This window comes from Erythrobacter sp. CCH5-A1, from assembly GCF_001557115.1.
GTDB lineage: Bacteria > Pseudomonadota > Alphaproteobacteria > Sphingomonadales > Sphingomonadaceae > Erythrobacter.
Window position 1 is genome coordinate 1 of sequence record NZ_LSKQ01000267.1, and the last position, 25,469, is coordinate 25,469.

General features: G+C 67.9%; 27 protein-coding genes. 16 read left to right on the top strand and 11 right to left on the bottom strand.

Annotation, left to right across the window (positions count from 1 at the left end; genetic code table 11):
- Window positions 1–712, bottom strand: a 712-nt coding sequence (locus tag AX708_RS16180) for an outer membrane protein (protein WP_156454590.1), incomplete at its 3' end; no start/stop codon positions are given.
- 253 nt (window positions 713–965) lie between these two features.
- Here AX708_RS16180 and AX708_RS16185 point away from each other — a divergent pair.
- Genes AX708_RS16185 through AX708_RS16195 form a run of 3 tightly spaced genes read left to right on the top strand, consistent with a single transcriptional unit; the run spans window position 966 to window position 3,514 of the window.
- Window positions 966–2,573, top strand: a complete 1,608-nt coding sequence (locus AX708_RS16185; RefSeq protein WP_066533097.1) for a long-chain fatty acid--CoA ligase — start codon at window positions 966–968, stop codon at window positions 2,571–2,573.
- 1 nt (window position 2,574) lies between these two features.
- On the top strand, window positions 2,575–3,087 hold the full coding sequence (locus AX708_RS16190) for a GNAT family N-acetyltransferase (RefSeq protein ID WP_318254686.1): 513 nt from the start codon (window positions 2,575–2,577) through the stop codon (window positions 3,085–3,087).
- Window positions 3,080–3,514, top strand: a complete 435-nt coding sequence (locus AX708_RS16195; RefSeq protein WP_066533095.1) for a DUF1330 domain-containing protein — start codon at window positions 3,080–3,082, stop codon at window positions 3,512–3,514. The genes AX708_RS16190 and AX708_RS16195 overlap by 8 nt, the downstream gene beginning before the upstream one ends.
- 6 nt (window positions 3,515–3,520) lie before the next feature.
- Here AX708_RS16195 and AX708_RS16200 read toward each other — a convergent pair whose 3' ends face one another.
- The 6 genes from AX708_RS16200 to AX708_RS16225 are packed head-to-tail and all read right to left on the bottom strand — an operon-like array spanning window position 3,521 to window position 9,242.
- Complete coding sequence (locus AX708_RS16200) at window positions 3,521–4,447, bottom strand: alpha/beta hydrolase (RefSeq protein ID WP_156443523.1); 927 nt, start codon at window positions 4,445–4,447, stop codon at window positions 3,521–3,523.
- 22 nt (window positions 4,448–4,469) lie between these two features.
- Window positions 4,470–4,952, bottom strand: a complete 483-nt coding sequence (locus AX708_RS16205) for a YbjN domain-containing protein (RefSeq protein ID WP_066533092.1) — start codon at window positions 4,950–4,952, stop codon at window positions 4,470–4,472.
- Window positions 4,953–4,994: 42 nt separating this feature from the next.
- A complete protein-coding gene (locus tag AX708_RS16210; RefSeq protein ID WP_066533091.1) occupies window positions 4,995–6,080 on the bottom strand; it encodes a PA0069 family radical SAM protein in 1,086 nt (361 codons plus the stop codon).
- A gap of 41 nt (window positions 6,081–6,121) precedes the next feature.
- Window positions 6,122–6,652: a molybdenum cofactor biosynthesis protein B gene (moaB, locus tag AX708_RS16215; protein ID WP_066533090.1), complete on the bottom strand. Its 531-nt coding sequence runs from the start codon at window positions 6,650–6,652 to the stop codon at window positions 6,122–6,124.
- A 14-nt stretch (window positions 6,653–6,666) separates the two neighbouring features.
- Complete coding sequence (locus AX708_RS16220; RefSeq protein ID WP_197426297.1) at window positions 6,667–8,436, bottom strand: lytic transglycosylase domain-containing protein; 1,770 nt, start codon at window positions 8,434–8,436, stop codon at window positions 6,667–6,669.
- The gene (locus tag AX708_RS16225) at window positions 8,433–9,242 is read right to left on the bottom strand and encodes a hypothetical protein (protein ID WP_066533086.1); all 810 of its coding nucleotides are present in this window, start codon (window positions 9,240–9,242) and stop codon (window positions 8,433–8,435) included. The genes AX708_RS16220 and AX708_RS16225 overlap by 4 nt, the downstream gene beginning before the upstream one ends.
- Before the next feature lie 126 nt (window positions 9,243–9,368).
- Here AX708_RS16225 and AX708_RS16230 point away from each other — a divergent pair, with 126 nt between their 5' ends.
- The 10 genes from AX708_RS16230 to AX708_RS16275 all read left to right on the top strand — a co-directional run bounded on the left by AX708_RS16230 (window position 9,369) and on the right by AX708_RS16275 (window position 19,020).
- The gene (locus AX708_RS16230; RefSeq protein WP_066533084.1) at window positions 9,369–11,018 is read left to right on the top strand and encodes an electron transfer flavoprotein-ubiquinone oxidoreductase; all 1,650 of its coding nucleotides are present in this window, start codon (window positions 9,369–9,371) and stop codon (window positions 11,016–11,018) included.
- Between the two features lie 59 nt (window positions 11,019–11,077).
- Window positions 11,078–11,527 (top strand): hypothetical protein, encoded by a 450-nt coding sequence (locus tag AX708_RS16235; RefSeq protein ID WP_156443522.1) that lies wholly within the window; start codon window positions 11,078–11,080, stop codon window positions 11,525–11,527.
- 98 nt (window positions 11,528–11,625) lie between these two features.
- Window positions 11,626–12,426, top strand: coding sequence for a hypothetical protein (locus tag AX708_RS16240; RefSeq protein ID WP_066533082.1), 801 nt, complete (start codon window positions 11,626–11,628; stop codon window positions 12,424–12,426).
- Window positions 12,427–12,433: 7 nt separating this feature from the next.
- Window positions 12,434–12,802 (top strand): hypothetical protein, encoded by a 369-nt coding sequence (locus AX708_RS16245; RefSeq protein WP_066533079.1) that lies wholly within the window; start codon window positions 12,434–12,436, stop codon window positions 12,800–12,802.
- A gap of 34 nt (window positions 12,803–12,836) precedes the next feature.
- Window positions 12,837–13,637: a 4-(cytidine 5'-diphospho)-2-C-methyl-D-erythritol kinase gene (locus AX708_RS16250; RefSeq protein ID WP_066533076.1), complete on the top strand. Its 801-nt coding sequence runs from the start codon at window positions 12,837–12,839 to the stop codon at window positions 13,635–13,637.
- Window positions 13,634–14,350, top strand: a complete 717-nt coding sequence (locus AX708_RS16255; protein ID WP_066533075.1) for an N-formylglutamate amidohydrolase — start codon at window positions 13,634–13,636, stop codon at window positions 14,348–14,350. The genes AX708_RS16250 and AX708_RS16255 overlap by 4 nt, the downstream gene beginning before the upstream one ends.
- A 42-nt stretch (window positions 14,351–14,392) precedes the next feature.
- Window positions 14,393–16,114 carry a dihydroxy-acid dehydratase gene (gene ilvD / locus AX708_RS16260; protein ID WP_066533074.1) on the top strand — a complete coding sequence of 574 codons (1,722 nt, stop codon included), beginning with the start codon at window positions 14,393–14,395 and terminating at the stop codon, window positions 16,112–16,114.
- On the top strand, window positions 16,095–16,442 hold the full coding sequence (locus AX708_RS16265) for a hypothetical protein (RefSeq protein ID WP_066533071.1): 348 nt from the start codon (window positions 16,095–16,097) through the stop codon (window positions 16,440–16,442). Before ilvD ends, AX708_RS16265 begins: the two co-directional genes overlap by 20 nt.
- Complete coding sequence (locus AX708_RS16270; RefSeq protein ID WP_066533070.1) at window positions 16,439–17,827, top strand: bifunctional ADP-dependent NAD(P)H-hydrate dehydratase/NAD(P)H-hydrate epimerase; 1,389 nt, start codon at window positions 16,439–16,441, stop codon at window positions 17,825–17,827. The genes AX708_RS16265 and AX708_RS16270 overlap by 4 nt, the downstream gene beginning before the upstream one ends.
- Window positions 17,824–19,020, top strand: a complete 1,197-nt coding sequence (locus tag AX708_RS16275) for a class I SAM-dependent RNA methyltransferase (RefSeq protein ID WP_066533068.1) — start codon at window positions 17,824–17,826, stop codon at window positions 19,018–19,020. Before AX708_RS16270 ends, AX708_RS16275 begins: the two co-directional genes overlap by 4 nt.
- On the opposite strand, the gene AX708_RS16280 is transcribed toward AX708_RS16275, so the two are convergent.
- The 4 genes from AX708_RS16280 to AX708_RS16295 are packed head-to-tail and all read right to left on the bottom strand — an operon-like array spanning window position 19,017 to window position 21,781.
- Complete coding sequence (locus AX708_RS16280) at window positions 19,017–19,799, bottom strand: hydrolase 1, exosortase A system-associated (protein WP_066533067.1); 783 nt, start codon at window positions 19,797–19,799, stop codon at window positions 19,017–19,019. The two genes, AX708_RS16275 and AX708_RS16280, sit on opposite strands and share 4 nt — an antisense overlap.
- Complete coding sequence (locus AX708_RS16285; RefSeq protein ID WP_066533065.1) at window positions 19,796–20,482, bottom strand: hypothetical protein; 687 nt, start codon at window positions 20,480–20,482, stop codon at window positions 19,796–19,798. Before AX708_RS16285 ends, AX708_RS16280 begins: the two co-directional genes overlap by 4 nt.
- 14 nt (window positions 20,483–20,496) lie before the next feature.
- Window positions 20,497–20,781: an acyl carrier protein gene (locus tag AX708_RS16290; protein ID WP_066533063.1), complete on the bottom strand. Its 285-nt coding sequence runs from the start codon at window positions 20,779–20,781 to the stop codon at window positions 20,497–20,499.
- Between the two features lie 55 nt (window positions 20,782–20,836).
- A complete protein-coding gene (locus AX708_RS16295; protein WP_197426296.1) occupies window positions 20,837–21,781 on the bottom strand; it encodes a GNAT family N-acetyltransferase in 945 nt (314 codons plus the stop codon).
- Between the two features lie 72 nt (window positions 21,782–21,853).
- Between AX708_RS16295 and AX708_RS16300 the strand changes: the two genes are divergently transcribed.
- The 3 genes from AX708_RS16300 to AX708_RS16310 all read left to right on the top strand — a co-directional run bounded on the left by AX708_RS16300 (window position 21,854) and on the right by AX708_RS16310 (window position 25,465).
- Window positions 21,854–23,395 carry an acyl-CoA ligase (AMP-forming), exosortase A system-associated gene (locus AX708_RS16300; RefSeq protein ID WP_066533100.1) on the top strand — a complete coding sequence of 514 codons (1,542 nt, stop codon included), beginning with the start codon at window positions 21,854–21,856 and terminating at the stop codon, window positions 23,393–23,395.
- Complete coding sequence (locus AX708_RS16305; RefSeq protein WP_066533061.1) at window positions 23,392–24,618, top strand: pyridoxal-dependent decarboxylase, exosortase A system-associated; 1,227 nt, start codon at window positions 23,392–23,394, stop codon at window positions 24,616–24,618. The genes AX708_RS16300 and AX708_RS16305 overlap by 4 nt, the downstream gene beginning before the upstream one ends.
- 205 nt (window positions 24,619–24,823) lie before the next feature.
- On the top strand, window positions 24,824–25,465 hold the full coding sequence (locus AX708_RS16310; RefSeq protein WP_066533059.1) for an XrtA/PEP-CTERM system exopolysaccharide export protein: 642 nt from the start codon (window positions 24,824–24,826) through the stop codon (window positions 25,463–25,465).
- Window positions 25,466–25,469 lie beyond the last annotated feature (4 nt).

A 25,469-nucleotide genomic window follows, 5' to 3' on the forward strand; every position in this document is an offset into this window, starting at 1 on the left:
GCTCGGGCGCGGGTTCGGACTGGCGGCCGAAATTGACGATCAGGCTCGCGAGCACCGAATGCGCCGAATAATTGGCGCGCAGATCATTGCCGTTGGCCCCCGTCAGGCGGAAGTCGTCGAGGTTGAAGTAGCGATACTTCACTCCGAGATCGATGTTCTGCGTGACCGGGAAGCGCGCGCCCCCGATCAGCTGCCAGGCGAAATCGGTCTTGTTGTCGTCGATCACGGTGCCGACAGTGGCGACCTCGACCGGCAGTTCGAGCCGGGCCACGCCCGCACCGCCGCCGCCATAGATCTGGAACCCGTCATCGCGGCCGATCTCGACCAGCGCATTGACCATCCCGCTCCAGATTTCCAGATCGCGTTCGTTGTCGACCACGGTTCCGACCGGCACGGTCACGCCGGTCGGCAGGATCCCGGCGTTCTCGATCGTCAGGCTGCGATACTTGGCGTTCTTGTAGCCGCCTTCCGCTTCGAGCCGGAAGGGCCCGAAATCGTAACCGATGATCACGTCGCCATCGATCCCGACCTTGGTTCGGGCCGTGGCGGCGCGGTCATAGCGGCCGTCGGCCGGCGGGGTGTCGACATCGACCGTGATCTTGTCCTTGAGGCTGACGCCGCCTTCGATTCCGATATAGGGGCCGTCGGCATGGGCCGGGGCGGCAAGGGCAGCCGCGGCCGCTCCAATCAGCAGATATGTCGTCTGTTTCATTGTCCTGTTACCTTATGATTTCGCGTCCCGCCGGATCCCGGAGAGGAGCCCCGGACCGCGCGCGAAGGCGCCGCCGTTCCCGGCAGATGCGTTGCAAGGTTTGCGTCATGGCAATTGTTGCACGCGCCAAGGCAGGCCGTGCCCGCGATTGGCCGAAGCGATTGCCAAGCGGGCAGGCGCGCGGCATGAACGGCGATGATACACCATGCCATGCACAAGGCAGGGGACCACACCACAAGGAGAGAGACAGGCCATGGCGATCACACGCCTCGGAGCAATGCAGGACTGGACCATGCGGGTGACCGCAGTGATCGATCACGCGGCGCGCGAGGCGCCGACGCGCGAGATCGTGAGCCGCTGGGCCGATGGCAGCGAGACCCGCACCGATTGGGCGGGCATCCGGGCCGATGCGCTGAAGATGGCGCAGGCATTGCAGCGCCTCGGACTGAAGCCGGGAGACAAGGTCGCGAGCCTTGCGATGAACCACGCGCGCCACCTCGTCAGCTGGTATGGCGTGGCGGGCATGGGGGGCGTGCTCCACACGGTGAACCCGCGCCTGTTCGACGACCAGCTCGAATACATCGTCAATCACGCCGAGGACCGGGTGTTGTGCTATGACGCGGCCTTCCAGCCGATCGTCGACCGGATGAAGGCGCGCTGGACCACGGTCGAGCACTACATCTGCTACGATTCCGGCGCACATGCCCCGGCCTTCGAGGACTGGATCGGCGCCGAGGATGGCGACTTCGAATGGGTCACCGGGGCCGAGACCGATCCCTGCATGATCTGCTACACCAGCGGCACCACCGGCAATCCCAAGGGGGTGCAATACGAGCACCGCTCGACCGTGATGCATGCGATGGCCGGGCTGCAACCGGCGGCGTTCAACTTCTCGAGCGCCTCGGTGATGCTCCCTGTGGTGCCGATGTTCCACGCGGCGAGCTGGGGCCTGCCCTATGCGGGGGCGATGGCGGGGATCAAGTTCGTGTTCTCGGCCGTGAACGACCCCGCGGTGCTGCACGATCTGATGCTGCGCGAGGGCGTGACCGATTCCGCCGGCGTGCCGACCGTGTGGCTGGCGCATTTCCAATATTGCGACCGCGAGGGGCTCGATCTGCCCCCGCTGAAAGCGGCGACAATCGGCGGTTCGGCGGCGCCCAAGTTCATGATCGAGCGGCTGCTCAGGAACGGCACCCGCGTCCAGCACGCCTGGGGGATGACCGAAACCTCGCCGATCGGCACGGTCGGCGGGCCGACCTGGGATTGGGACACGCTCGCCCTCGAACAGAAGGTCGAGAAAGTGGCGATGCAGGGCCGCCCGATCTTCGGGGTGCAGCTTCGCACCGTGGACCTCTCGGACATGACGACCGAATTGCCACGCGACGGCAAGACCTCCGGCGCGCTCCAGATCCGCGGGCCGTGGGTGATCCGCCGCTATTTCAAGGCCGAAGCTGACGCGACCAACAACGAGGGCTGGTTCGACACCGGCGATGTCGGCATCCTCCATCCCGACGGCACGCTCCAGCTGACCGATCGCACCAAGGACGTGATCAAGTCGGGCGGCGAGTGGATCAGCTCGGTCGAGCTCGAGAACGCCGCCTGCGGGCACCCTGCCGTCGCCGAGGCGGCGTGCATCGGCATCCCCCACCCCAAGTGGGACGAGCGCCCGGTGCTGTTCGTCGTCAAGAAGCAGGGCGCGGATTGCTGCGCCGACGACATCCTCGATCACCTGCGCCCGCAGATTGCCAAGTGGTGGATGCCCGACGCGGTCGAATTCGTCGACGACATCCCCCACACCGCGACTGGCAAGATCAGCAAGAAGGACCTGCGTGACCGCTTTGCGGATTACACGCTTGGCTGAGGTGACGATCCGGCCTGCGCGGGAGGATGACGCGCAGGCCATCGCCGCGATCTATGCCTGGCACGTGGCGCACGGCACTGCGACCTTCGACACCGCCGCGCCGGATGTGAGCGCGTGGGCGGCAAAGCTCGCAGACTTTGCCGCGCGAGGCTTGCCCTTCCTTGCTGCCGAGCGCGGGGGCGAGGTGGTCGCCTATGCCTATGCCGCGCGCTTCCGCGACCGTGCGGCCTATGCGCACACCTGCGAAGACAGCATCTATGTTGCCCACGCAGCGCGCGGCAGCGGGATCGGGAGCGTGCTGCTGCCCGCGCTGATCGCGGCCGCGCGCGCGAACGGCTTCCAGCAGATGCTCGCCGTCATCGGCGGGGGCGAGCCTGCCTCGGTGGCGCTCCATGCCAAATGCGGATTCGTCCACGCGGGCCGCATGCGCAATGTCGGCAAGAAATTCGGCCGGCTGCTCGATACGGTCTATATGCAATGCGATCTGACAGGAGAGGGATGGGACAATGGCTGAAACCTACATCGACCCGAGCCCGGCGAACTTCCAGGCCTTCAAGGACCTGCCGCGCGACACGCCGATCAACATGCTCAACCTGCTGCTCTACCGCGACCGCGCGGAATACCCCGAGGGTCACGAACACGCAGGCAAGGGCTGGAGCGGCAAGGAGGCCTACAAGGAATATGGCCGCACCTCCGGCCCGATCTTCGCGCGGGTGGGCGGCAAGATCCTGTGGCGCGGGCGGTTCGAGACGATGGTGACCGAGCCCGAGGTGCGCCAGTGGCACAACGGCTTCATCGCGCACTATCCGAGCGCCGCTGCATTTTTCGAGATGATCAAGGACCCCGATTACCAGAAGGCCGTCGTCAACCGCACCGCCGCGCTGGTCGACAGCCGCCTGATCCGTTTCGCTCCGGGCGAGGCGGGCGAGGGGTTAGGGTAGAGCGCCTCAGCGAGCCTTCGCGAGGTGTTCCTCGGCGAAGGAGACAACCCGCGTGACGTTGGCCTCGCTCAGGAATACCGGCGTCCACAACCCCATGTCGCCGTGGCCCGCGCCGCCGAGGATTTCCATTGTCACCGGCACGCCTGCCTTGCGCAGCGCAGCTTCGAGCAGGCGGGACTGGCCGACCGGAACGAGGCAGTCCTCGGCGCCTTTCTGGAGCAGGAATGGCGGGTCAGCCGGGTCAAGATAGGTTATGGGATTGGCGGCGCGCACCTTTTCGGGGACTTTTGCGATCGGCGCGCCGAGATAGGTCGATTCAGGAGAATCCGCCGCGCCGTGATCGGGAGTGCAACCTTGCGCGCGCGCCTGCGCATCCATCTGCCCGAAGTCGGTTGGTCCGAACCAGTCGATCACCGCCACGACGCGGCTCGACACCCCGGGATTGCCCAGCGCGGGATTGTCGAATGCATCGGCATTGCCGGTTGTTCCGACCAGCGAAGCTAGATTGCCGCCTGCCGATTGGCCGAAGGCCACGAAGCGGTCCGGATCGAGGCGGTATCGTGAGGCATTGGCGCGCAGGAAGCGAATGGCGGCCTTGGCATCCTCGATCGCGGCGGGAAAGCGCGCCTCGCCCGACAGCCGGTAGTCGATCGAGGCGACGGCAATTCCCTTGGCCAACAGGGCCTCGGCGATCGGGGCGTCGAGCATACCTTTGTCGCCCATCCGGAAGCCGCCGCCGTGGATGTTGATGACGAGCGCGAAGGGGCCGGAGCCTTCGGGCAGATAGAGGTCAAGCTTCTGGCTTGGCGAGAGAGGCGCATAGGCGACATCGGCGTGGTCGGGCGCGGGCAGGGCGGGCGCACAGGCTGCGAGCGCGACCACCACCGGCAGCATGGCAGCCGCGGCGGGTTGGACGAGTCTCCTGATCCGCATGGTGGTGCGGTGCCTTGCCAGCCTATTCCTCGCCGTACAGATACCCGAAAAAGTCCGAGACCGAGGCGAACCACAGGCCGATCTGGCTCGCATAATTCTCGCGGGTGATGCCGCCGTCGGCGATGATGTACATGCGGACCGCGATCGTGCCATCGGGTTCGCGATAGGCGCGGCCGAAATTTTCCTTGTAGTTGTACGTGTTGATGGCCTCGGTTATCTGCTCGGGAGTCCTGCCTTCGGGCTCGAAGGTGGCGAGCATCGAGGAACCGAGGCACCTGGTCTTGGCGGCATTGTCCTCGCAGGCGAGCAGCAGCCCGTCGGCGATGACGCCCCCGTCGAATTCAAAGTCGATCCGCTCGGAACTGGGATCCTCGGTGGTGATCGTCGCGCCCGCGTCCACCAGCGCACGTTCGAAATCGGCGCGGGTGAAATGGGTGAGGCTTTGCGCCTGTGCTGCCGTTGCGGAAATCGCCAGTACCCCGGCAGCAAGTATCGCCCAACGCATAATTCCCCCTCCTCAAATCAGGCAACCCCGCCCCGAGCCTTATCACAGCAACGGCAATTGACCATCGCTTTGTGGCGGGCGGAAGCGCGAACAATCGAGTTCGAACCGGGCTTTGCCGATCCCTGCCTTGCGGCAGGCGAGCCGGAACCGCGCCCGGAAGAGATCGGCCCACACGCCTTGCGGGTTCATGCGGCTGTGGAAGTTGGGATCATTGTCGCGCCCGCCGCGCATGTCCCTGACAATGCTCATGACTTTGCCCGCGCGCGCGGGATAGTGCACCGCCAGCCACTCGCGGAACAGCGGCGCGACCTCGTGGGGAAGGCGCAGCGGGATCCAGCCGACGCTGCCGACCCCGAGTTCGCCTACGCGGGCGATGATGCCTTCCATGAATTCGTCGGTGATCGCCGGGATGACAGGCGAGAGCGAGCAATGCACCGGCACGCCCAATTCCACGAGCTTACCAAGCGCGATCAACCGCTTGGCAGGTGCAGCGCAGCGCGGTTCGAGCTTGCCCGAAAGTACCGGATCGAGCGTCGTCACCGAGACCGACACCGCCACAAGCCTCTCGCGGGCCATTTCTTCCAGCAGATCGGCGTCGTGCAGCACCCGGTCCGACTTGGTGGTGATGGTGACGGGATGCCGCGCTTCCAGACACACCTCGAGGATCTGGCGGGTGATGCGGTAATCGCGCTCGATCGGCTGATAGGGATCGGTGTTTGTGCCCAGCGCAATGGGGCGCGGCTGGTAGCCGCGCTTCGCCAGCGTCTTTCGCAACAGGGCCGCCGCCTCGGGCTTGGCGAAGAGCCGCGTCTCGAAATCGAGCCCCGGCGAGAGATCGTGATAGGCATGGGTGGGGCGCGCGAAGCAATAGACGCAGCCATGCTCGCACCCGCGATAGGCATTGATCGAGCGGTCGAAGGGCACATCGGGCGACTGGTTGAAGGTCAGGATCGACTTGGGTCGCTCCTCGGTCACGGTGGTGCGCAGCTTCACCGGGGGGCCATCGAGGGCAGCGACGTAATCGCGCCAATCGCCGTCCACTTCACGCTCGGCCAGCCCGAAGCGGGTAGGGACCTGCCCCGACTGCGCACCGCGCCCTCTTACCGCCGAATGTTTCACGCGGAACATTTACGGAACATCGAAGCGTTCCGCAAGTCCCAAGCGGTGCGTCAGACCTCTTTGAGGCGCGGCATGAGCTCGACGAAATTGCAGGGGCGATTGCGGCTGTCGAGCTGTTCGGCGAGGATCCCGTCCCACCCGTCCTTGACCGCACCGTTGGAGCCGGGGAGCGCGAAGATGTAGGTGCCGCGCGCCACCACCGCGAGCGCGCGCGATTGAACGGTGCTGGTGCCGATGGTCTGGAAACTGAGCCAGCGGAACAATTCGCCGAAGCCGGGGATCTCGCGCGCGCCTTTGACCATGGCCAGCGCCTCGGGGGTCACGTCGCGGCCCGTAAGGCCCGTGCCGCCGGTGCTGACCACCGCGTCGATCGCGGGATCATCGATCCACGCCTCGAACTGCGCGGCGAGGAGGGCGGCGTCGTCCTTGACGATCATCCGTGCGGCGAGGTTGTGTCCGGCCCCCGTCACCCGGCCCGCCAGGATATCGCCCGAGGTATCGGTTTCGGGCGTGCGTGTGTCGGAAACGGTGAGAACAGCGATGTTTATCGGCTTGAAAACTCTGCTTTCGTCAATCGCCACGCGCCCGCGCTCCTTTACCGCTCCAGACTTGCGGAGCGGGTTCTAGCAGCCTCGGGAAACTCGGGCCAGCGCCCTTGCGCCAGCGCGCGGCGGCTGGGCGAGGGAGCGCCTGCTGCGCGCTCGTACATCCAGTAATTGCGCATCACGATCGCCACATAGCTGCGGGTCTCCCAATAGGGGATCGATTCCATCCACAGCAGCGGATCGTTCTGGTCGTTGATCTCGGAATTCCAGCGCCCGACCGGGGTGAGGCCTGCGTTGTAGGCGGCCATGATCTTCGGCAGCGTCCCGCCGGTCGCCGGGGAATCGCGCAGCATCTCGAGGTGGCGCTGGCCATAGGCGAGGTTGACCTGCGGGTCGTTGAGATCCTCGTAGGAGGCGCCGAGGCTGAGGCGGCCTGAATGGTCGCGCGCGGTGCCGGGCATGATCTGCATCAGGCCGCGCGCATTGGCGGGGCTGACGGCGGCCGCGCGGAAATTCGATTCCTGCAAGGCATGGGCAAAGGCGAGCGCCGGATCGACCTGCCATCCGCCCACCGGTTGCCAGTAGGCGACCGGGAAGCGCAAGGCGGGATCGCTCGTCGTGCCGTAGGGCGCGTTCTGCGCCATGAACAGCTGGGTCGAGGGCAGGCCGAGCTCGCGCGCAAGGCGGGCGAGGGCGGCGTATTGGTACGAAGGCCCGATCCTCGCCTCGTGGCGCAGCACCTCGTCGGCGAGCGCGGGGCGGCCGATCTCGACCAGCGCCGCGGCGACCTGCACGTTGCGCCGCTGCCTGAGCTGCGCCCAGTCCTCGCGGCTGAGGCTCGCCGGCGGTGCGTGCTGCGGCAGTTCCACGCCGAGCTGGTCGGCGGCGAGCATCCCGTAAAGCGTCTCGTCCATCTGCGCGGCGGCAGCGAGGTGCGATTGCGCCTGCCCCGGCTCGCGGCAGCGGACCGCGGCGCGCGAGGCCCAGTAGTGCCCGGCTGCGGCAAGTTCGAGATTGGAGGCGCGCTCCGAAACACGCGCAAAAGCCTCGCCCGCCAGCGAGCAATAGCCCATGCGCCAGGCGGCGAGCCCTTCGACCCATGCGCCTTCCGGGACCCACTCGCCGGTCCCCTCGGCCACGCTGCGCGCCAGTTCCAGCGCGGCGTTGTCCTGATTCTCGATGTAGTAGCTCCACGCCACGCGCTGGCGCCACTCGGCGCGCGCGTCACCCGAAAGCATCGGATCGGCCTCGGCCAGCAGGCGGTGGGCCTCGGCGGGGTTGTCGGCCTTGATGGCGGCGAGGATCGCCTCGCTCGTCATCGCGGGCATGGTGCCGTCGTTCACGCTGCGCGGCAGCATGCGCTTGGGCGCATAGGGCTGGCGCTGGAAGCCTTGCGGGCCGGGGAGGGCGGGCAGCGCGCTCAGCCCGCGCTTGGCGCCCATCTTGGCGAGCTGCTCGGCCTGGGGCAGATCGGTGCCGGCGGCGAACCACCGCGCGATCTGGTCGGCCGAGACCTTGGGGCTTTTGGCGTGGGTGTAATATTCGGCAAGTGCCGCCTGAGCGAGGATCCCGTTCGGATGGCGGGCGAGCAGCGCTTCGACCTGCGGCCATTGTTCGGCATCGATCGCGGCGAAGAGCTGGCGGTAATCGCTGCGCTCCTCGGGCGAGAGGACGGGCGAGAGCGCGGAGTCCTCCTGGCTCGCCCCGTTCCAGCGCGCGACCAGATCAACCGATTGCGCGGCAGCGGGCGCCTGGAGGCCGATGGCTGCCAGCACCACCGCCGCGAGCGCCGTCGCCGGACGCCTCGCACAGCGGCTCAAACCGTTTCCGACCATTCCATCCATCTCCGCCAGAACCGGGCCTTGAGCCGGGGCATGTCCATCAGGGCATCGAGCGCCTCGCTCGACAGGACGGGGATATTGCCCGCGATATAGTTGATTTCACGTAAAGGATGATCGCCGCTTGTGCCAATCATCGGGCCGAGCGTGCTGCCGAAGGCGACAAGGCGCGCCGGTGCGACGAGCTTCACATGATGCGCAGTCACCGCGTCCATCCCGCGGGCGGCCAGCATCGGGAGATCGGCCATCGGGGTATGCGCGGGCAGGGCGGCGGCGATGTAGACCGCGCTTTCGGGAAGGCCCATCGCGGCAAGGATGTTGGCGAGCAGCCGGCCCTGCGGCCCGCCGAGCAGGCGTTCGTGGTCATCGGCCTCGGGTTGGGGAACCAGCACCATCAGCGCCGCGCCGTGCTCGCCCCGGGGCGGCACGCGCGGGAAGCCGTGCGAGGCCGAGAGGCCGGGGGTCTCCATCCACCACTGGCGGAAGGCGGCAAGATCGGCCGGGGGCGATTCGTCCAGCCAGTCGTGGCGCGGGGTGGCGGGGCGTTCGGGCGCGGCAAGCGGGGCAGCGGCGGCGCGCGCAACATTATCTTGCCGCTCCGAAACCGGTGCCTTGGCACCGGCGCCTCTGGCGGGAACAGCTTGCGCCGGCGTCTTTGCGGTGGCTTCGCTCGGGCCGGTCAGCCACGTCGTAGCGTCATCGGCGAAGTCGCAATCGACCCCGGCCATGTGCCACCAGACCAACGCCGCCTCGAATTCGTGCGCAAGGGAAGGGGCGAGCGGGCTCATCGGGGGGTCATGCTATCCATCGCGGGTCTTGACTGTCTGTTCCCCCGTTAGCAAGTGGACAGGCAAGGCATATCGCCAGACTGTGGCCGCCGCGCGGTCAAAACCAACAAGGATCAGGAAAGCCCGATGGTCGAACGTGAATCAATGCCCTGCGACGTGGTGATCGTCGGCGGCGGTCCGGCGGGGCTTTCCGCGGCGATCAAGCTGAAGCAATTGAACTCCGATCTGGAAGTGATCGTGCTCGAGAAGGGCTCCGAGATCGGCGCGCACATCCTGTCGGGCGCGGTGGTCGATCCCAAGGCGCTGGACGAGCTGCTGCCGGAGTGGCGCGAGATGGGCTGCCCGATGGCGCAGACCCCGGTGACCGATAACTGGCACTGGGTGCTCTCCAAGACCGGCAAGACCTCGCTTCCCCACGCGATCATGCCGCCGCTTATGAGCAACCACGGCTGCTACACCGGCAGCCTCGGCAATCTCACCCGTTGGCTCGCCGAACAGGCCGAGACGCTGGGGGTGATGGTGTTCCCGGGCTTCCCCGCAGCCGACGTGATGTTCGACGAGAACGGCGCGGTCGCGGGCGTCATCACGCAGGACATGGGCGTTGCCGCCGATGGCAGCCACAAGGGCGATTACCAGCCCGGCATGGAGATCCACGCCAAGTACACGCTCTTCGCGGAAGGCGCGCGCGGCAACCTCACCAAGCGGATGAAGGCCAAGTACGACCTCGAGGCGAACTGCCAGCCGCAGGTCTATGGCCTCGGCATCAAGGAACTTTGGGACATCGATCCCAAGAAGCACAAGCCCGGCCGCGTGATCCACACGCAGGGCTGGCCGCTGACTGAAAGCGACAGCTGGGGCGGGGGCTTCCTCTACCATCAGGCCAATGGTCAGGTGGCGCTCGGCTTCGTGACCGCGCTCGATTACAAGAACCCCTGGGTCTCGCCCTATCAGGAATTCCAGCGCTGGAAGCAGCATCCGGCGATCCGCGAATATCTCGAAGGCGGCAAGCGCGTCAGCTACGGCGCGCGCGCGATCAACGAGGGCGGCTGGCAGTCGGTGCCCAAGCTCGCCTTCCCCGGCGGCGCGCTGATCGGCTGCGCGGCGGGCTTCGTCAACGTGCCGCGCATCAAGGGCAGCCACACCGCGATGAAGAGCGGGATGCTGGCAGCCGAGAGCATCGCGGCGGCGATTGCGGCGGGTCAGGAAAAGACCGAGCTGTCGGATTACGACGCGGCGGTGCGTTCGAGCTGGATCGCGACCGAGCTGAAGCTCGTCCAGAACGCCCAGCCCGCGGTCGCCAAGTACGGCGGCGACATCGGCACCGCGCTCGCGGGGATCGACATGTGGATGCGCACGTTGAAGATCGGCCTGCCGATCAGCATGAAGCACCACAAGGACCACACCATGACGGGCCGCGCCGATCTCTACCCGAAGATCGCCTACCCCAAGCCCGACGGCGTGATCACCTTCGACCGCCTGACGAACGTCGCCTACAGCTACACCAACCACGCCGAGGACCAGCCCTGCCACCTGCAGGTGAAGGACCTCGAGCTCCAGAAGGTGAGCGAACTCGGCGTCTTCGGCGGCCCCTCGGCGCGCTATTGCCCGGCAGGGGTCTACGAATGGCTGACCGACGAGAAAACCGGCGAGCCCAAGTTCCAGATCAACTCGCAGAACTGCGTCCACTGCAAGACCTGCGACATCAAGGACCCCAACCAGAACATCAACTGGGTGACGCCCGAAGGCGGCGGCGGGCCGAATTATCCGAATATGTGATGGGGAGCGTCGAGCAATCTTGTGCGTGCTCGACGCTTGGCGACTTCGCTGTTGTCGGTATGGGCGACAGCGAGGGAAGGGACGAGCGTATCTTCGCCACGCTTGTTGAGGTGGTCAAACACGAGGGTGGCGCGTGGTGGCTCTACGCGTCTCGCTGCTCTGCCTGCGCTCAGGACTGGATGATCGCGCAGGAAGAACGGATCCACGACAATTTTTATCTGATGCGCCTTTCGGGCGACCAAATGAAATCAATTTCGGAACGTGGAGTTTGGCCACCGGTTTTCCTGCGATTTGAGGATGTGATCAAGCTTGGGCCGGATCATCGCCAAGTCGCCCGCTTCTTCGACACCAATGATCTCACTGATACCGTGAAAGAGCTGATGGAAGCGCGACCAGACATATCCCCGGGCGACGTGGCATACCTGTTCGTTGTCTCGGAGCGTGAAGCCGCGAGGCTCATGGATCGGGCGACGAAGATGAGTTGGGCCCAGCTTCGTCCTTACTCATGACCACCAGCGAAGCCGCCCACCCCTGGATCAACGCGCGCTGCATGGCCAATGCATCTGGCCCGATCTATGCGACGATGTGAGAAGAGGAACCAGCGGCCATGCATGAGGCGGATTGGGAGCGAGCACAGCCAGCCAGTCCCGGCGCTTTCGGCCTCGACCGCCGGGGGTTTGCCGGAGCGGGCCTCGCCGCCTTTACCCTCGCGCTCCTCGGACAGGAAGTGTCGGCAGCCGCCCCGCAACAACGCATGGCCGCCCGCGACTGGATCGAACGGCAGGGCGAATTGGCGCGCGCGCTCAAGGGCGGCCAGATATCCCCGCTGCAATGGATGGCCGAAGCCGAGCGGCTGGCGGGCGAAATCGAAGTCGCCGAGCTGATGGCTGAGCTGGACCGCGAACAGGTGACGCAGCAGGCGCTCCCCACGACCAATGACCCGCGCAAGAGCGCGATCCGCTTTCTCGATCCAGACGGCGCGCCGCGCAAGCTCGGCTACGGTGCGGCATTGTTCGCGTTTGAACCGCACAATGTCATCACCCCCCACGGCCACCGCCACATGGTCTCATCGCACCTCGTGGTCGAAGGCGCTTTCCGGGTGCGCAATTTCGACCGGCTGGGGGACGAGGACGGGGCGATGATCATCCGCCCGACCCGCGACTATATCGCCGCGACCGGCCAGCTTTCGGCGATGACGCCTGACCGCGACAACATCCACTGGTTCGTGCCGAGCGGCGGCACTGCCATGACCTTCGACGTCATCATCTCCGGCATCGATCTCGGCGAGGCCGATTACGACATCGAAGCGATCGACCCGCTCGGCGGCACCATGCTGGCCGATGGCACGATCCGCGCCCCCAAGATCGGTTTCGAGGCTGCGTCCGACAAATACACGGCTGCGGTCTAGCCCCGCCATGCCTGTCAACGAAACCGCCTACGCCAAGATCAACCTCGCGCTGTTAGCGGCTGCCGTGCTTGCTTCCTGCGCGGTGGCAGAAGAGTCTGGCCCGATCACCTCCGACGATCAGGCCTGCGAGCGTGTGATGGAGGTTCTGGTTGCTAACCAGGTCTACCGCGCAGAGCAGATGCAGAATTGCGAGATATCGCTCGAGGACAGACATCCCGGCTACTATGTCGGAAGGGTCAACGCCTATTGTCACGAACCTATCTGCGGCAGCGTCAACCTCGGTTGGTATGCGGTAGAGGCCAAGACGGGCAAGGTTCTTAAATACGACATGGCCGAACAGTTTCTGGGCAAACCATTCCCGCGACAAGGAAAGTAGCGACTTGCTGCTCATCCATCGCTAGATCGCCGTGATGCCGACCGAAACCGCCTACGCCAAGATCAACCTCGCGCTGCATGTCCGCAGGCGGCGGGAGGATGGGTATCACGAGCTCGAGACCCTGTTCGCCTTCGTCGATGCGGGCGATGTGCTGACGGGGGCGCCTGCCGCGCAGGACAGCGTCACCACGCTGGGCGAGTTTGCGGGAGTGCTGGACAATCCCTTCGACAACCTCGTCGCCCGGGCGCTCAATGTCCTCCCGCGCCCGCAGGGGCTGGCGGTGACGCTCGAGAAGAACTTGCCGGTAGCGGCTGGCCTCGGCGGTGGGTCGGCGGATGCGGGGGCGGTGTTCCGGATCGTCGAGGCGCTCCATGGCTTGCCGGATGACTGGCAGGCGCGAGCCGCAAAACTCGGCGCGGATGTGCCCGCCTGCGTGCTCAGCCGCACCCATGTCGGCCTCGGCACCGGCACCGAGCAGGTGGACGTCGAAGACGACCTCGCCGGAACCCCCGTCCTCCTGGTCAACCCGCGCGTGCCGCTTTCCACCGGGCCGGTGTTCAAGGCGTGGGACGGGGAGGATCGCGGCGCGCTCCCCCAAGGCCCCGCATCGCAAATCGCAAGGGAAGGGCGCAACGACCTCGAAGCCCCCGCCATCTCGCTCTGCCCGGTGATCGCCGAGGTGCTGGCGGCGCTTCAGGCCACCAGCCCTTGGCTCGCCCGCATGTCCGGCTCGGGCGCGACCTGCTTTGCGCTCTACGAAACGCCCGAGGCGCGCGATGCGGCGGCGGCGGCCATGCCTGCCGGGTGGTGGACCATGGCGGGGCAGCTGCGGTGAGCGAGGTCTTCCGCCACATCGGCACGCCGGCCCCGGGCGGGATCGTGCTGGTCGCCGACCACGCCTCCAACGCCGTTCCCGCCGACATCGACCTCGGTATCCCCGAGCATCTGCTCCACGAACACATCGCGCTCGACATCGGCACCGAAGCCATCGCCGAGCTGCTGGCGGAACGGCACGCCATCCCTGCCCACATCGCCGCCGTGAGCCGTCTCGTCTGCGACCTCAATCGCGAGGAGACCGCCCCCGGCCTTGTCCCGCCGGAGAGCGATGGGCACCCCATCCCCGGTAACTTCGGTGCCGACCGCGAAGAGCGCCTGAACCGCTTCCACCGCCCCTACCACACCGCGCTTGCGCAGTGGCTGGAAGCGGCGCGACCAGGCCTGATCCTCTCGCTCCACTCCTTCACCCCGCGCCTTACCACCTCCGAAGCGGCGCGGCCGTGGGAGGTGGGGGTGCTCTACAATCAGGACGAGCGCGCTGCCCGCATCGCGATTCCCTTGCTCGCGGCCGAGGGGCTGAATGTCGGCGACAACCTCCCCTATTCGGGGCGCGACCTCAATTACACCATGAACCACCACGCCGAGCATGCGGGCCGCCCCTATCTCGGCATCGAACTGCGACAGGACCTGACGCAGACCCCCGAAGACCACACCCGCTGGGCTGCGCTCTTGGCAAAAATTGCGCAAAGGGTTGCGTCCGCGCTTCGCTAGAGGCAGGGGGCGTTACGCAAAACGCCGCAATCGGGAAATCTTATGTCTCACACCTTCGACAAGTCGAAGCTCCCCAGCCGCCACGTCTCGGTCGGCCCGGAGCGCGCCCCGCATCGCTCCTACTACTATGCGATGGGCATGACCGAGGAGGAGATCGCCGCGCCTTTCGTGGGCGTGGTCAGCGCGGGCAACGATTCGGCGCCCTGCAACACCACCTTGAACGCGCAGGCCGACATCTGCCGCGAGGGCGTGATCGCGGGCGGCGGCACCCCGCGCCGGTTCAATACCATCACCGTCACCGACGGCATCGCGATGGGCCATCAGGGCATGAAATCCTCGCTCATCAGCCGCGAGATCATCGCGGATTCGATCGAGGTTTCGGTCCGAGGCCATTGTTATGACGCGCTTGTCGGCTTTGCGGGCTGCGACAAGAGCCTGCCCGGCATGATGATGGCGATGCTGCGCCTCAACGTCCCCTCGATCTTCGTCTACGGCGGATCGATCCTCCCCGGCACCCACCGCGGCAATGACGTGACCGTGGTCGACGTGTTCGAGGCGGTCGGCCAGTTTGCGGCCGGCAACTGCCCGCTCACGGAGCTGATCGCGCTCGAAAAGGTCGCCTGCCCCGGCCACGGCGCCTGCGGCGGCCAGTTCACCGCCAACACCATGGCCTGCGTCGGCGAGGCGATCGGATTGAGCTTGCCGAACAGCAACATGGCGCCCGCTCCTTACAGATCGCGTGACGATATCGCGGTCGCCGCCGGTAAGCAGGTCATGGAACTCGTCGCCCGCAATCTGCGCCCGCGCGACATCTGCACCCGCGCGGCCTTCATGAACGCCGCGCGGGTTGTCGCGGCCACCGGCGGCTCGACCAACGCCGCGCTCCACCTGCCGGCCATGGCCAGCGAAGCGGGGATCGAATTCGACCTCTTCGACGTCGCCGAGGTATTCAAGTCAACGCCTTACATCGCGGACCTGAAACCCGGCGGCAAGTATGTCGCCAAGGACATGCACGAGGCGGGCGGGGTCTACATGGCGATGAAGACCCTGCTCGACGGCGGCTTCCTCGACCCCAACCCGATGACCGTCACCGGCAAGACCATCGGCGAGAACCTCGAGGAGATCACCTGGAACCCCGACCAGAAGGTTTTCTATGATGTGAAGACCCCGATCACGCCCACCGGCGGCGTGGTCGGCCTGAAGGGCTCACTGGCTCCCGACGGCGCGATCGTGAAGGTCGCCGGGATGGCGCGCCTCCAGTTCTCCGGCCCCGCGCGCGTGTTCGACTGCGAGGAAGACGCCTTCGCCGCGGTCGAGAGCCGCGACATTGCCGAAGGCTGCGTCATCGTGATCCGCTACGAAGGCCCCAAGGGCGGCCCCGGGATGCGCGAGATGCTCTCCACCACCGCCGCGCTCTACGGGCAGGGCATGGGCGAGAAGGTTGCCCTCATCACCGACGGGCGTTTCTCGGGCGCGACGCGCGGCTTCTGCATCGGCCATGTCGGCCCCGAGGCGGCCGAAGGCGGGCCGATTGCGCTGGTCGAGGATGGCGACATCATCTCCATCGACGCGGTGGCGGGCACCATCGACCTCGAAGTCGCCGAGGATGTCCTCGCCGAGCGCCGCGCCAGATGGCAGCCGCGCAGCAACGACTACCAGTCGGGCGCGCTGTGGCGCTACAGCCAGGTGGTCGGCAAGGCCCGCTACGGCGCGCTCACCCACCCGGGGGCCAAAGCGGAAACCCATGTCTTCGCGGATATCTAGCGCGAGCCTCGCGCTTGGCCTGCTGGCAGGATGCGGCGGCACCAGCCCGGAGCCGCCGGGTGACGAGATCGAATGCGCCATCGGAGCAGGGGCGCAGTTCGCCTTTGTCTGCACCATCGAGCGGGTCGCCGGGGCGCAGGAGATCATCCTCCACCATCCCGATGGCGGCTTCCGGCGCATGACCTTCGATCCTTCGAGCGGTGCACTCGCCCCGCTCGACGGGTCCGATCCGGTGGTGCTCGAGCCCGCGCTGGGCGTGGTGCAATTTGCCGTCGGACAGGACCGCTACCGCATCTCGCGCGAGCCGCCGGACGCGCCGACCCCATGACCGCCGTTCAAGTCCTTACCGCCGAGCAAATGCGCGCTGCAGAGCAGGCGCTGTTCGATGCGGGGACTACGCAAACCGAGCTGATGGAGATCGCCGCTGGCGGGGCAGCCGAGTGGGTCCGGCGCGTCGCGGCGGGACGCTCCGTCACCGTGCTGTGCGGCCCGGGCAACAACGGCGGGGACGGCTATGTCATCGCCCGGCGCCTGCGCGAGGCGGGCAACGCCGTCACGATCATTGCCGCGCTCGATCCCGCCACCGACGCCGCCAGAGAGGCCAGGCGACGCTGGGACGGGCCGGTCGGCACCTCGGGCGGGGCCGAGGGTGACGTCTTCGTCGATTGCCTGTTCGGATCGGGGCTCGCCCGCCCGCTGGTCGCCGAACACGCGCTGCTGCTGCGCGATCTGGCGGCGCGGCATCGTTACCGGATCGCGGTCGACGTGCCATCGGGCATTGCCAGCGATAGCGGAGCGGTTCTGAATGACAGGCTCCCCGCCTTCGACCTTACCCTCGCGCTGGGGGCGTGGAAATTCGCGCATTGGAGCCTGCCGGGCCGCCTCCAGATGGGCCAGCTGCGGCTTGTGCCCATCGGGATCGGCGCGACCCGGGGCGCGGCGCAACTGATCGGGCGGCCCCGCATCGCCGCCCCCGCGGCTGACAGCCACAAGTATCGCCGCGGGCTCCTCGCGATCATCGCCGGCGCCATGCCGGGGGCGAGCCTGCTGGCGGCAAGCGCGGCGCAGCGGGCGGGGGCGGGCTATGTGAAGCTACTCGCAGCTGCCGCCGACCCGCGCACCCCGCCCGAGGTGGTGACCGACACCGCCCCGCTCGGACAAGCGCTCGCCGATTCGCGCATCGCCGCCGTGCTGGTCGGCCCCGGTCTCGGGCGTGACGAGGCGGCGCGGGCGCGGCTCGGCGAGGCGCTGCATACCGCGCCGGCGCTGGTGCTCGATGCCGATGCGCTGATGCTGCTTACCCCCACCATCCCTGCGCGCGGTGTCCCCAAGCTGGTGACGCCGCACGATGGCGAGCTCGACACCCTGTGCCGCGCCTTCGGGGTGATCGCAGAAAGCCGCCGCGACCGCGCGCTGGCACTCGCCAGGGTCAGCGGCATGGTCGTGCTCGCCAAGGGCCCCGACACCTGCATCGCCGCGCCCGATGGCAGGCTGGCGCTTGCGCCCCCGGCCCCGAGCTGGCTGTCGGTCGCGGGGACGGGCGACGTGCTCGCCGGGATCGCGGCGAGCCGGATGGCGACCGGGCGCGATCCGTTCGCTGCCGCCTGCGAGGCCGTGTGGCTCCATGGCGAGGCGGCACGGCGGGCGGGCGCGGCCTTCACGCCATCGCAACTTGCCGAAAGGGTGTCCGAGGCGCTAGCGGCGGCCCTGTGAGCACCCCTGAACCGATCATCCGCCTCGCCGCCAAGGGCGACGGCGTCACCGCCTCCGGTCGCCATGTCGCTGGCGCGGTGACAGGCGACTTGATCGACGAGAGCGGCGTGGTCATGCCCGGGCCGCACCACCAGACCCCGCCGTGCCGCCACTTTTCGCATTGCGGCGGCTGCCAGTTGCAGCACGCGGACGATGCGGCGCTGGGCGGTTTCGTCACCGAGCGCGTGGTCAATGCCGCACGCGGGCAGGGGCTCGAGCCCACCGGATTGCTCCCGGTTCACCTTTCGCCCCCGCACACCCGCCGCCGCGCGGGGCTGCACGCCTTGCGCGTCGCGGGCGGCGCGGTGCTGGGGTATCGCGAGGGCGGATCGCACAGGGTGGTCGATCTTGCCGAGTGCCCTGTCCTGCACCCTGGATTGGCAGCGCTGATCGGGCCTTTGCGCCAGTTCGTCACCGCGCATGGCCCAAAGGCGATGGTCGGGATCGACCTCACACTCGCCGATCAGGGGATCGAGGCGAGCCTCTCGCACTTCCCGCTGGAGGGCCTCGGCCCTACCGAAGCGGCGCTCGATTTCGCGCGCGAACAGGGACTTGCGCGGCTTTCCTTCGACCAAGGCTATGGCCCCGAGACCATATGGGAGCCCGTGCCGGTCACGGTGACGCTCGGCGGCGTGCCGGTCGGCCTGCCGCCGGGGGCGTTTCTTCAGGCCACCCATGACGCCGAGGGGCGAATGGCCGCCGATGCCGGCGCGTGGCTGGAAGGCGCACGGATGGTGGCGGATCTGTTCGCGGGGCTCGGCACCTTCGCCTTTGCCCTGAGAGAGGGCCGAAAGGTGCTCGCGGTCGAGGCCGATCAGGCCGCGCATCTCGCCTGCAAGGCTGCGGACGCGCGGGCGGGCGGACAGGTGCTGGCGCTGCACCGCGATCTGTTCCGCAGCCCGCTCCAGCCCGCTGAACTGAACCGCTTCGATGCGGTGCTGCTCGATCCCCCGCGCGCCGGGGCCCGCGCGCAGATCGCCGAGATCGCCGCGAGCACGCTCGGGCGGGTCGTCTATGTCAGCTGCAACCCGTCAAGCTGGGCGCGCGATGCGGCGGTGCTGGCGGGGGCGGGGTTCCGGCTGACCAAACTGCGCCCCGTGGGCCAGTTCCGCTGGTCGACCCATGTCGAGCTGGTGAGCCTGTTCGAGCGTTAACTGCGGAGCGCTTCCAATAGCTGGGCCTCCAGCCACGCGCGGTGTGCGGGATCGACATAGGCGTGGGTGCCGCCCTCGCAGCGGCGGATGCGCGGGTCGTTCCTGTCCCACGCGGCCTCGAACACCTGCGCGGTGCGGTCGGCGGTGGCGAGGAGGATGCGGACCTCGCCGGTGAAGCCCGCCAGCCCGGCGGCCATGTCCTGCGCAAGGCTCGAGGGCGGCGGGGGCGGCTTCAGCGCATGGACCAACCCGCGCGCGAGCTTGGCGAGGTTCACACCTCCGGTCGCCAAGCGCATGATCTCGCGCGGGTTCTTCAGCTTCTCGAGGTAGCGCGCCCGCAACGCATCGGGGGGCGGGGTGCTGTCGCCCGGCTCGCTGTCCTCGATGGTCCAGGGGTTGGAGAGCACGAGGCCGTCCGCCCCCGCACCGCCCGCCAGCATCAGCGCCGAGGCCGCATCGCAATTGCCCAAGGCGATCACGCGGGTGAGGTGGGGCGCCATCGCCCGGAACGCGGCAAGAGCGGCCGCTATGTCACTGGCGGAATGACGAAACCCGCGGTTTTCGCCCTCGCTGTCGCCGATCCCGCGGCGGTCGAAACGGAACACCGGGAAGCCGGATGCGGCGATGCGGGCGGCCATGTCGGCCTGCCCGCCGAATGCGCCCGAGCGGATCTCGTTACCGCCGGTCACAATCAGCAGCCCGGTGGTGCCGGGCGCCTCGTCGAGCGTTCCGGCGAGCAGCGCGCCCTCGCAATCGAACTGGCTTGCGATCCGGCTCATGCGGGGGCTCCCGCAAGGCTCTGGACGATCCGTGCGACAAGGCGATCGGCTTGGCCCGCGTCCTCGCCAGGCTCGGCGCGCAGCCACAGGCCGGGGCCGCCGATGGCGCTCTGGGCGAGGTCGGACTGGCCGGGCGTGAGCACCGGCTCGGCGGTTTCGAGCGCCGCGAATAGTGCGGGGCCGATCACCCAGCCGCCGAGCGTTAGGCTAGCCTGGCGGCCCTCGGCCATCAGCGCTTCGGTGGTCTCGGTAAGCCCCGCCTCGCGCGCGGCGATGGTGCGGGCGCGGATCATGCCGCGCAAGGTCTTGGGGCCGGACTGCGCGGCATAGTGCCAGCCCGGCAGGGCAGGGGCGACCAGCGCCCCGGCGCGGATCGCCAGCACATGGGTGGCAGCGAGGCTCTCGGCAGCGGCGGCCATCGCCGCGCGCCAGCCTTCAAGCGACTGGTCATGCAGCGGGGCGAGGCTCTCGTTGCACCCCGGCAGATCGGGGAGCAGGCAATCGACCCCCGCGCGGTCGAGCCGCCGCATCACCTCAAGCGTGAAGCGCCGCAGCTTGTTCGCCTCGTCGAACCAGGCGGGGCAGACCAGCAGGCGCAATTCGCGCCCGCGGTCGAAGGCGACCAGCAGTTCCTCCCCCGCCGGGGCGCTGTCAGCAGCGGGCGGGGTCCAGCTGGAAAGCACGCGGGGCGTCGGCCTCAGCGACCGGCGAGCTTGGCCTCGGCGAAGGCGCGCAAGGCCCCGTAGGTCTCGAGCATCTCGCCATCCACGTCGTCATCTTCGATGACGATCCCGAGCCGGTCTTCCATCTCGGTCAGCAGCCCGGCGACCGCCATCGAATCCAGTTCGGGCAGGTGGCCGAACAGGCCGGAATCGGGCCCGAAGGCCTGCGCCTGTTCGGGATCGAGGCCCAGCACGTCGGCGATCAAACCCTTGAGTTCAAGGTCGAGCGCGGCGCCATCGAGGTTGTGCGAAACGGTCATCGGTTTTGCAGAAGTCCCTGTGCAGCCCCTGTCCTCGGAGCCTTGGCGGCGGGGCTTAGCCATGCGCGGGCGGGGGCGCAAGTTCCGTGCTGCGGCGCAGCAGCCGCTTGGCGAGCGGCGGCCAGGCGCGTGGGCTACGCGGATCGAGGCAATCGATGCGCAAGCGCGGGCGCACCTCCTCCATCCAGTCGGCCTTGTAGCTCTGGTCGCCGGTGCCGAAATCGACCAGCGCGACGCGGTCGATGTCGATCACGTGGCGGAACAGCTCGGCGGTCAGCGTTGTCCCGGCCGAGAGGTGCTTGTGGCTTTCGAGATAGGCGAGCTTGTGGATGTAAGCGACGCCGTTCTCCACCGTCCAGGCCTGCGCCGCGACCGCGAGGCCCTCGGCCCGCGCGATGCCGAGCCTGAGGCGGCCCGCTGCCCCTTCGCTTTGCGCAAAGGCGCGCAGCATGGCGGGCTGGTCCTCGGCGGGCTTCCAGCTCGCTGCGTAGATCGCTTCGTAATCGGCCCAGACGGCCGGATCGAAGCGGGTGAGAATCTCGACGTCGACCTTCTTCGCCTTGCGTTTCAGCGTGGTACGCAAGGGTCCGGGGCGGGTCTCCCAATATTCGGCAAAGCTGCGGCCGCGCACGGGGAGCACGTGATTGATGTCGCAAGGCTCGACCGCGACCTGCCAGCCCGCTTCGCGGAAGGCGCGCGCAAGCCGGGTCGCCGAGCCGTCCTCCTCGGGCACGGGTTCGAGCGTCACGCGCCAGCCGCGGTTCCTCAACTGACGCGCGATGGCTCCGAGCAGGCGATCACCCGCTTCGCCCGCCGGAGCCAATTCGCGCCACGTAAAGCTGTACCAGTTGCGCAAAGGGGTGATGCGCCCGCCGCTTTCGGTCAGGGCAAGCGCCGCCGAAGCCTCCGCATCGCTTGCCATCGCCACCAGCGGCTCGAGCCCGGTGTCCGCAAGCAGCGCGAACCACTCGGCCCGGTCGAAGGGCGCAGACGTCTCCACGCCAGACAGCGCTTGCAAGACGTTAACGCTATCGTGATACCGCGCTTCGATCACCGAAAGTCCCTGTCCCTCATGCGCTACCAGCCCGATCCCGCCCCGCGTCCGCTCGACCACCTTGCCGAACTGGCAGGGGCGAACGCGCGCGGGGCGCGCCCGGCGCTGGTGCTTCGCGACCGCGTTCTTAACCACGAGGAGTTAAGACAGCGTGTCGCACTGCTCGCCGGATGGCTCGCGCGCAAAGTTCCCGAAAGGGGGGCGCGCGTGGCGAGCTGGGCAGCCAAGGGCGAGCTCACCTGCATGCTGCCGCTGGCGGCGGCGCGGGCAGGGCTGGTGCACGTGCCGATCAACCCGCTGCTGAAGCGCGCGCAGGTCGCGCATATCCTCGCCGACAGCGGCGCTGTGCTGCTGATGGCCACGCCATCGCGGGTCGCCACTCTCGAGGCAGGCGATCTGCCCGAAGGCTGCATGGCGCTGGGTGAGGCCGAGGCGCTGGCGGCTGCGGAGACGGCGGGGCTCTCGCTCGGCCCGTCCGAGGCCGATCCCGGCGAGCTCGCCGCGATCCTCTACACCTCGGGCTCCACCGGCCGCCCCAAGGGAGTGATGCTGAGCCATGCCAACATGTGGCTCGGCGCGGTGAGCGTGGCGCATTATCTCGGGCTGGCCGAGGACGATGTGACCCTCGCGGTGCTGCCGCTGTCGTTCGATTATGGGCAAAACCAGCTTCTCTCGACATGGTATGCGGGCGGGAGCGTGGTGCCGCTCGATTTCCTCTTCCCCAGGGATGTGGCGAAAGCCTGCGCCAGGCACGGGGTGACCACGCTCGCCGCAGTGCCGCCCCTATGGGTGCAGCTGACAGAGACCGAGTGGCCGGAGGAAGCCCGCGCGCCCTTGCGGCGGCTGACCAACAGCGGAGGGGCGCTGACTGTGGAATTGGTGCGATCGCTTCGGGGGATGTTCCCGCAGGCGCGGCTGTACCCGATGTATGGCCTCACCGAAGCCTTCCGCTCGACCTTCCTCGATCCGGCGCTGGTCGACACCCACCCCACCTCGATGGGCAAGGCGATCCCCTTTGCCGAGATCCTCGTGGTGAACGATGCGGGCGAGGTCGCGGCGGATGGCGAGGAGGGCGAGCTGGTGCATTGCGGGCCGCTGGTGGCGCAGGGCTACTGGCAGGACCCGGAGCGCACCGCGGAGCGCTTCAAGCCGGCGCCTGCCGCCTCGCACTATGGCGGGATGGCGGTCTGGTCGGGCGACCGCGTGCGGCGCGACGCGGACGCGCTGCTCTATTTCGCCGGGCGCCGCGACGCGATGATCAAGAGCGCGGGCAACCGTATCTCCCCCCAGGAGATCGAGGAGGCGGCGCTCGCCTCCGGCTTCGCGGTCGAGGCGGTGGCGCTCGGCGTGCCGCACGTGCGGCTCGGTCAGGCGGTGCACCTTGTGGTGCGCGGCGACGAGGGCTCGCGCGATGATCTCGCCAAGCGGCTCCAGCGTGACCTTCCCAATTTCATGCAGCCGCAGATGATCCACTGGCGCGAGGCGATGCCCTTGAACCCCAACGGCAAGATCGACCGCACCGCGCTTCAGGCGCAGCTCAACAAGGAATATGGCGAATGAAGCCCGTCGGCCCGATCCCTCCCGGTTTCGAGACCATCGGAGGCGAACTCGGCATCGCCGGGCGCCGCGCCAGCGAGTGGGTGGCCGAGGCGGGGCGCACGCCGGTGTTCGTCTATTCCAAGGCCTTGCTGGACGCGCGTGTCGGCGCGCTGCGCGCGGCATTGCCGGCGCGGGTGGGGCTAAATTACGCCGTGAAGGCCAACCCGCACCCGCTGGTGATCGCACACATGGCGCCGCTGGTGGACGGGTTCGACATCGCCTCTTTGGGCGAATTGAGGCTGTGCGAGGCGGCCGGAATCGATCCGCGCCGCATCAGCTTTGCCGGCCCGGGCAAGCGCGACGAGGAACTGGAAGCGGCCATATCGGCGGGCGTCACGCTCAATTGCGAGAGCGAGGGCGAGGGCGCCCGCGCACTCGCGATCGGCCAGCGGCTCGGGATCGCCCCGCGCATCGCCGTCCGCGTGAACCCGTCTTTCGTGATGACCGGATCAGGCATGAAGATGGGCGGCGGCGCCAAGCAGTTCGGTGTCGATGCCGAGCGGGTGCCCGCCCTGGCGAAGCACCTGATCGCGCAAGGGGCCGAGTGGCGGGGCCTCCACATCTTCACCGGCAGCCAGACCCTCGGTGCCGATGCGATCATCGAGGCGCAGGCCAATGTGCTGGCGCTGGCGGCGGAGCTGGCCGAGGCCATCGGCGCGCCGTGCCCCAAGCTCAACATGGGCGGGGGGCTCGGCATCCCCTACTTCCCTGGCGACACCCCCGTGGACCTGTCCAAGGTCGGGGCGGCGCTCGCCGAAAGGCTCGCGGTCCTGCCGCCGGTGCTGGCCGCGACCGAGCTGTGCATGGAGCTCGGCCGCTACCTTGTCGGCGAAGCGGGGGTCTATCTGACACGTGTCATCGACCGTAAGGAAAGCCATGGGGTGACCTTCCTCGTCACCGACGGCGGCCTCCACCACCAGCTGGCGGCCTCGGGCAATTTCGGCACCGTGGTGCGCCGCAACTATCCTTCCGCGATTGCAACGCGTTACGGGGCGGAGGCGACCGAGGAAGTCAACATCGTCGGCTGCCTGTGCACCCCGCTCGACCGGCTTGCCGACAACGCCATGATGCCCCGCGCCGAGGTGGGCGATCTGGTCGCGGTGTTCTGCGCCGGAGCCTATGGCGCGAGCGCTTCGCCGAGTGCCTTTCTCGGCCATGGCCCGGCCGCCGAACTGCTGGTCTAGCCCGGTTCGAGGGCCGTTAACTGCGCGCGTTAAGGCCCGCCCGGGCGCTGTCCCGATCCGGGATAGGGCCCACTTCGGCGCTGTATAACTAATCTTATCTTCACCATTTCCGGCGACAAGAACCCTGATTTCCGGGCGTGTCGTGTCGCAGGTCGCTCCTGCACATCGGCGGCGCGTCCGGGCAAGGCCCAAGGATCCACGACCGATGTTTCAGCTCTCCCGCCTCAATCGCCTCGCCGTCATCGGTGCCCTCGCGGGTCTGCTCGCCGCTTGTGCGAGCGGCGGGCGCGAACTGCCCCCTGCCACCTATGGCGACGGCAGCGTGGTGCCGAGCGAGGAATACACCATCGGGCCGCTCGACGAGATCACGATCCACGTCTGGCGCAACCCCGAACTCAGCGCCGACAAGGTCCGAGTGCGCCCCGACGGGCGCCTGACCATCCCGCTGGTGCAGGACATCCCCGCTGTCGGCAAGACCGCGACCCAGCTGCAGGACTATATCGCCGGTGAGCTGTCGAAATACATCGAACAGCCGATCGTTTCGGTGATCGTCAACACGCCGGAAGGCAACTTCACCCAGCAGGTGCGGGTCATTGGCGCGACCGCGCAGCCCGCCTCGCTGCCCTACCGTGCGAACATGACCGCACTCGATGCGATGATCGCGGTCGGCGGGCTCAACGAATTCGCCGCCGGCAACCGCGCCAAGCTGATCCGTCTGGACCGCGCGCGCGGCACCCAGGTCGAATACCGCCTGCGGCTCTCGGACCTCATCCGCAAGGGCGATTCGAGCGCCAACGTCATGCTCAAGCCCGGTGACACCATCATCATCCCCGAGAGCCGGTTCTAAAGGG

Coding starts and splice junctions, on each gene's coding strand:
- AX708_RS16210 (WP_066533091.1), bottom strand. CDS start 6,080: ATGTTCCGCGTGAAACATTCGGCGGTAAGAGGGCGCGGTGCGCAGTCG.
- AX708_RS16195 (WP_066533095.1), top strand. CDS start 3,080: ATGGCTGAAACCTACATCGACCCGAGCCCGGCGAACTTCCAGGCCTTC.
- AX708_RS16225 (WP_066533086.1), bottom strand. CDS start 9,242: ATGAGCCCGCTCGCCCCTTCCCTTGCGCACGAATTCGAGGCGGCGTTG.
- AX708_RS16245 (WP_066533079.1), top strand. CDS start 12,434: ATGCCTGTCAACGAAACCGCCTACGCCAAGATCAACCTCGCGCTGTTA.
- AX708_RS16270 (WP_066533070.1), top strand. CDS start 16,439: ATGACCGCCGTTCAAGTCCTTACCGCCGAGCAAATGCGCGCTGCAGAG.
- AX708_RS16240 (WP_066533082.1), top strand. CDS start 11,626: ATGCATGAGGCGGATTGGGAGCGAGCACAGCCAGCCAGTCCCGGCGCT.
- AX708_RS16200 (WP_156443523.1), bottom strand. CDS start 4,447: ATGCGGATCAGGAGACTCGTCCAACCCGCCGCGGCTGCCATGCTGCCG.
- AX708_RS16185 (WP_066533097.1), top strand. CDS start 966: ATGGCGATCACACGCCTCGGAGCAATGCAGGACTGGACCATGCGGGTG.
- AX708_RS16305 (WP_066533061.1), top strand. CDS start 23,392: ATGAAGCCCGTCGGCCCGATCCCTCCCGGTTTCGAGACCATCGGAGGC.
- AX708_RS16250 (WP_066533076.1), top strand. CDS start 12,837: ATGCCGACCGAAACCGCCTACGCCAAGATCAACCTCGCGCTGCATGTC.
- AX708_RS16300 (WP_066533100.1), top strand. CDS start 21,854: ATGCGCTACCAGCCCGATCCCGCCCCGCGTCCGCTCGACCACCTTGCC.
- AX708_RS16205 (WP_066533092.1), bottom strand. CDS start 4,952: ATGCGTTGGGCGATACTTGCTGCCGGGGTACTGGCGATTTCCGCAACG.
- ilvD (WP_066533074.1), top strand. CDS start 14,393: ATGTCTCACACCTTCGACAAGTCGAAGCTCCCCAGCCGCCACGTCTCG.
- AX708_RS16290 (WP_066533063.1), bottom strand. CDS start 20,781: ATGACCGTTTCGCACAACCTCGATGGCGCCGCGCTCGACCTTGAACTC.
- AX708_RS16230 (WP_066533084.1), top strand. CDS start 9,369: ATGGTCGAACGTGAATCAATGCCCTGCGACGTGGTGATCGTCGGCGGC.
- AX708_RS16280 (WP_066533067.1), bottom strand. CDS start 19,799: ATGAGCCGGATCGCAAGCCAGTTCGATTGCGAGGGCGCGCTGCTCGCC.
- AX708_RS16265 (WP_066533071.1), top strand. CDS start 16,095: ATGTCTTCGCGGATATCTAGCGCGAGCCTCGCGCTTGGCCTGCTGGCA.
- AX708_RS16235 (WP_156443522.1), top strand. CDS start 11,078: ATGGGCGACAGCGAGGGAAGGGACGAGCGTATCTTCGCCACGCTTGTT.
- AX708_RS16310 (WP_066533059.1), top strand. CDS start 24,824: ATGTTTCAGCTCTCCCGCCTCAATCGCCTCGCCGTCATCGGTGCCCTC.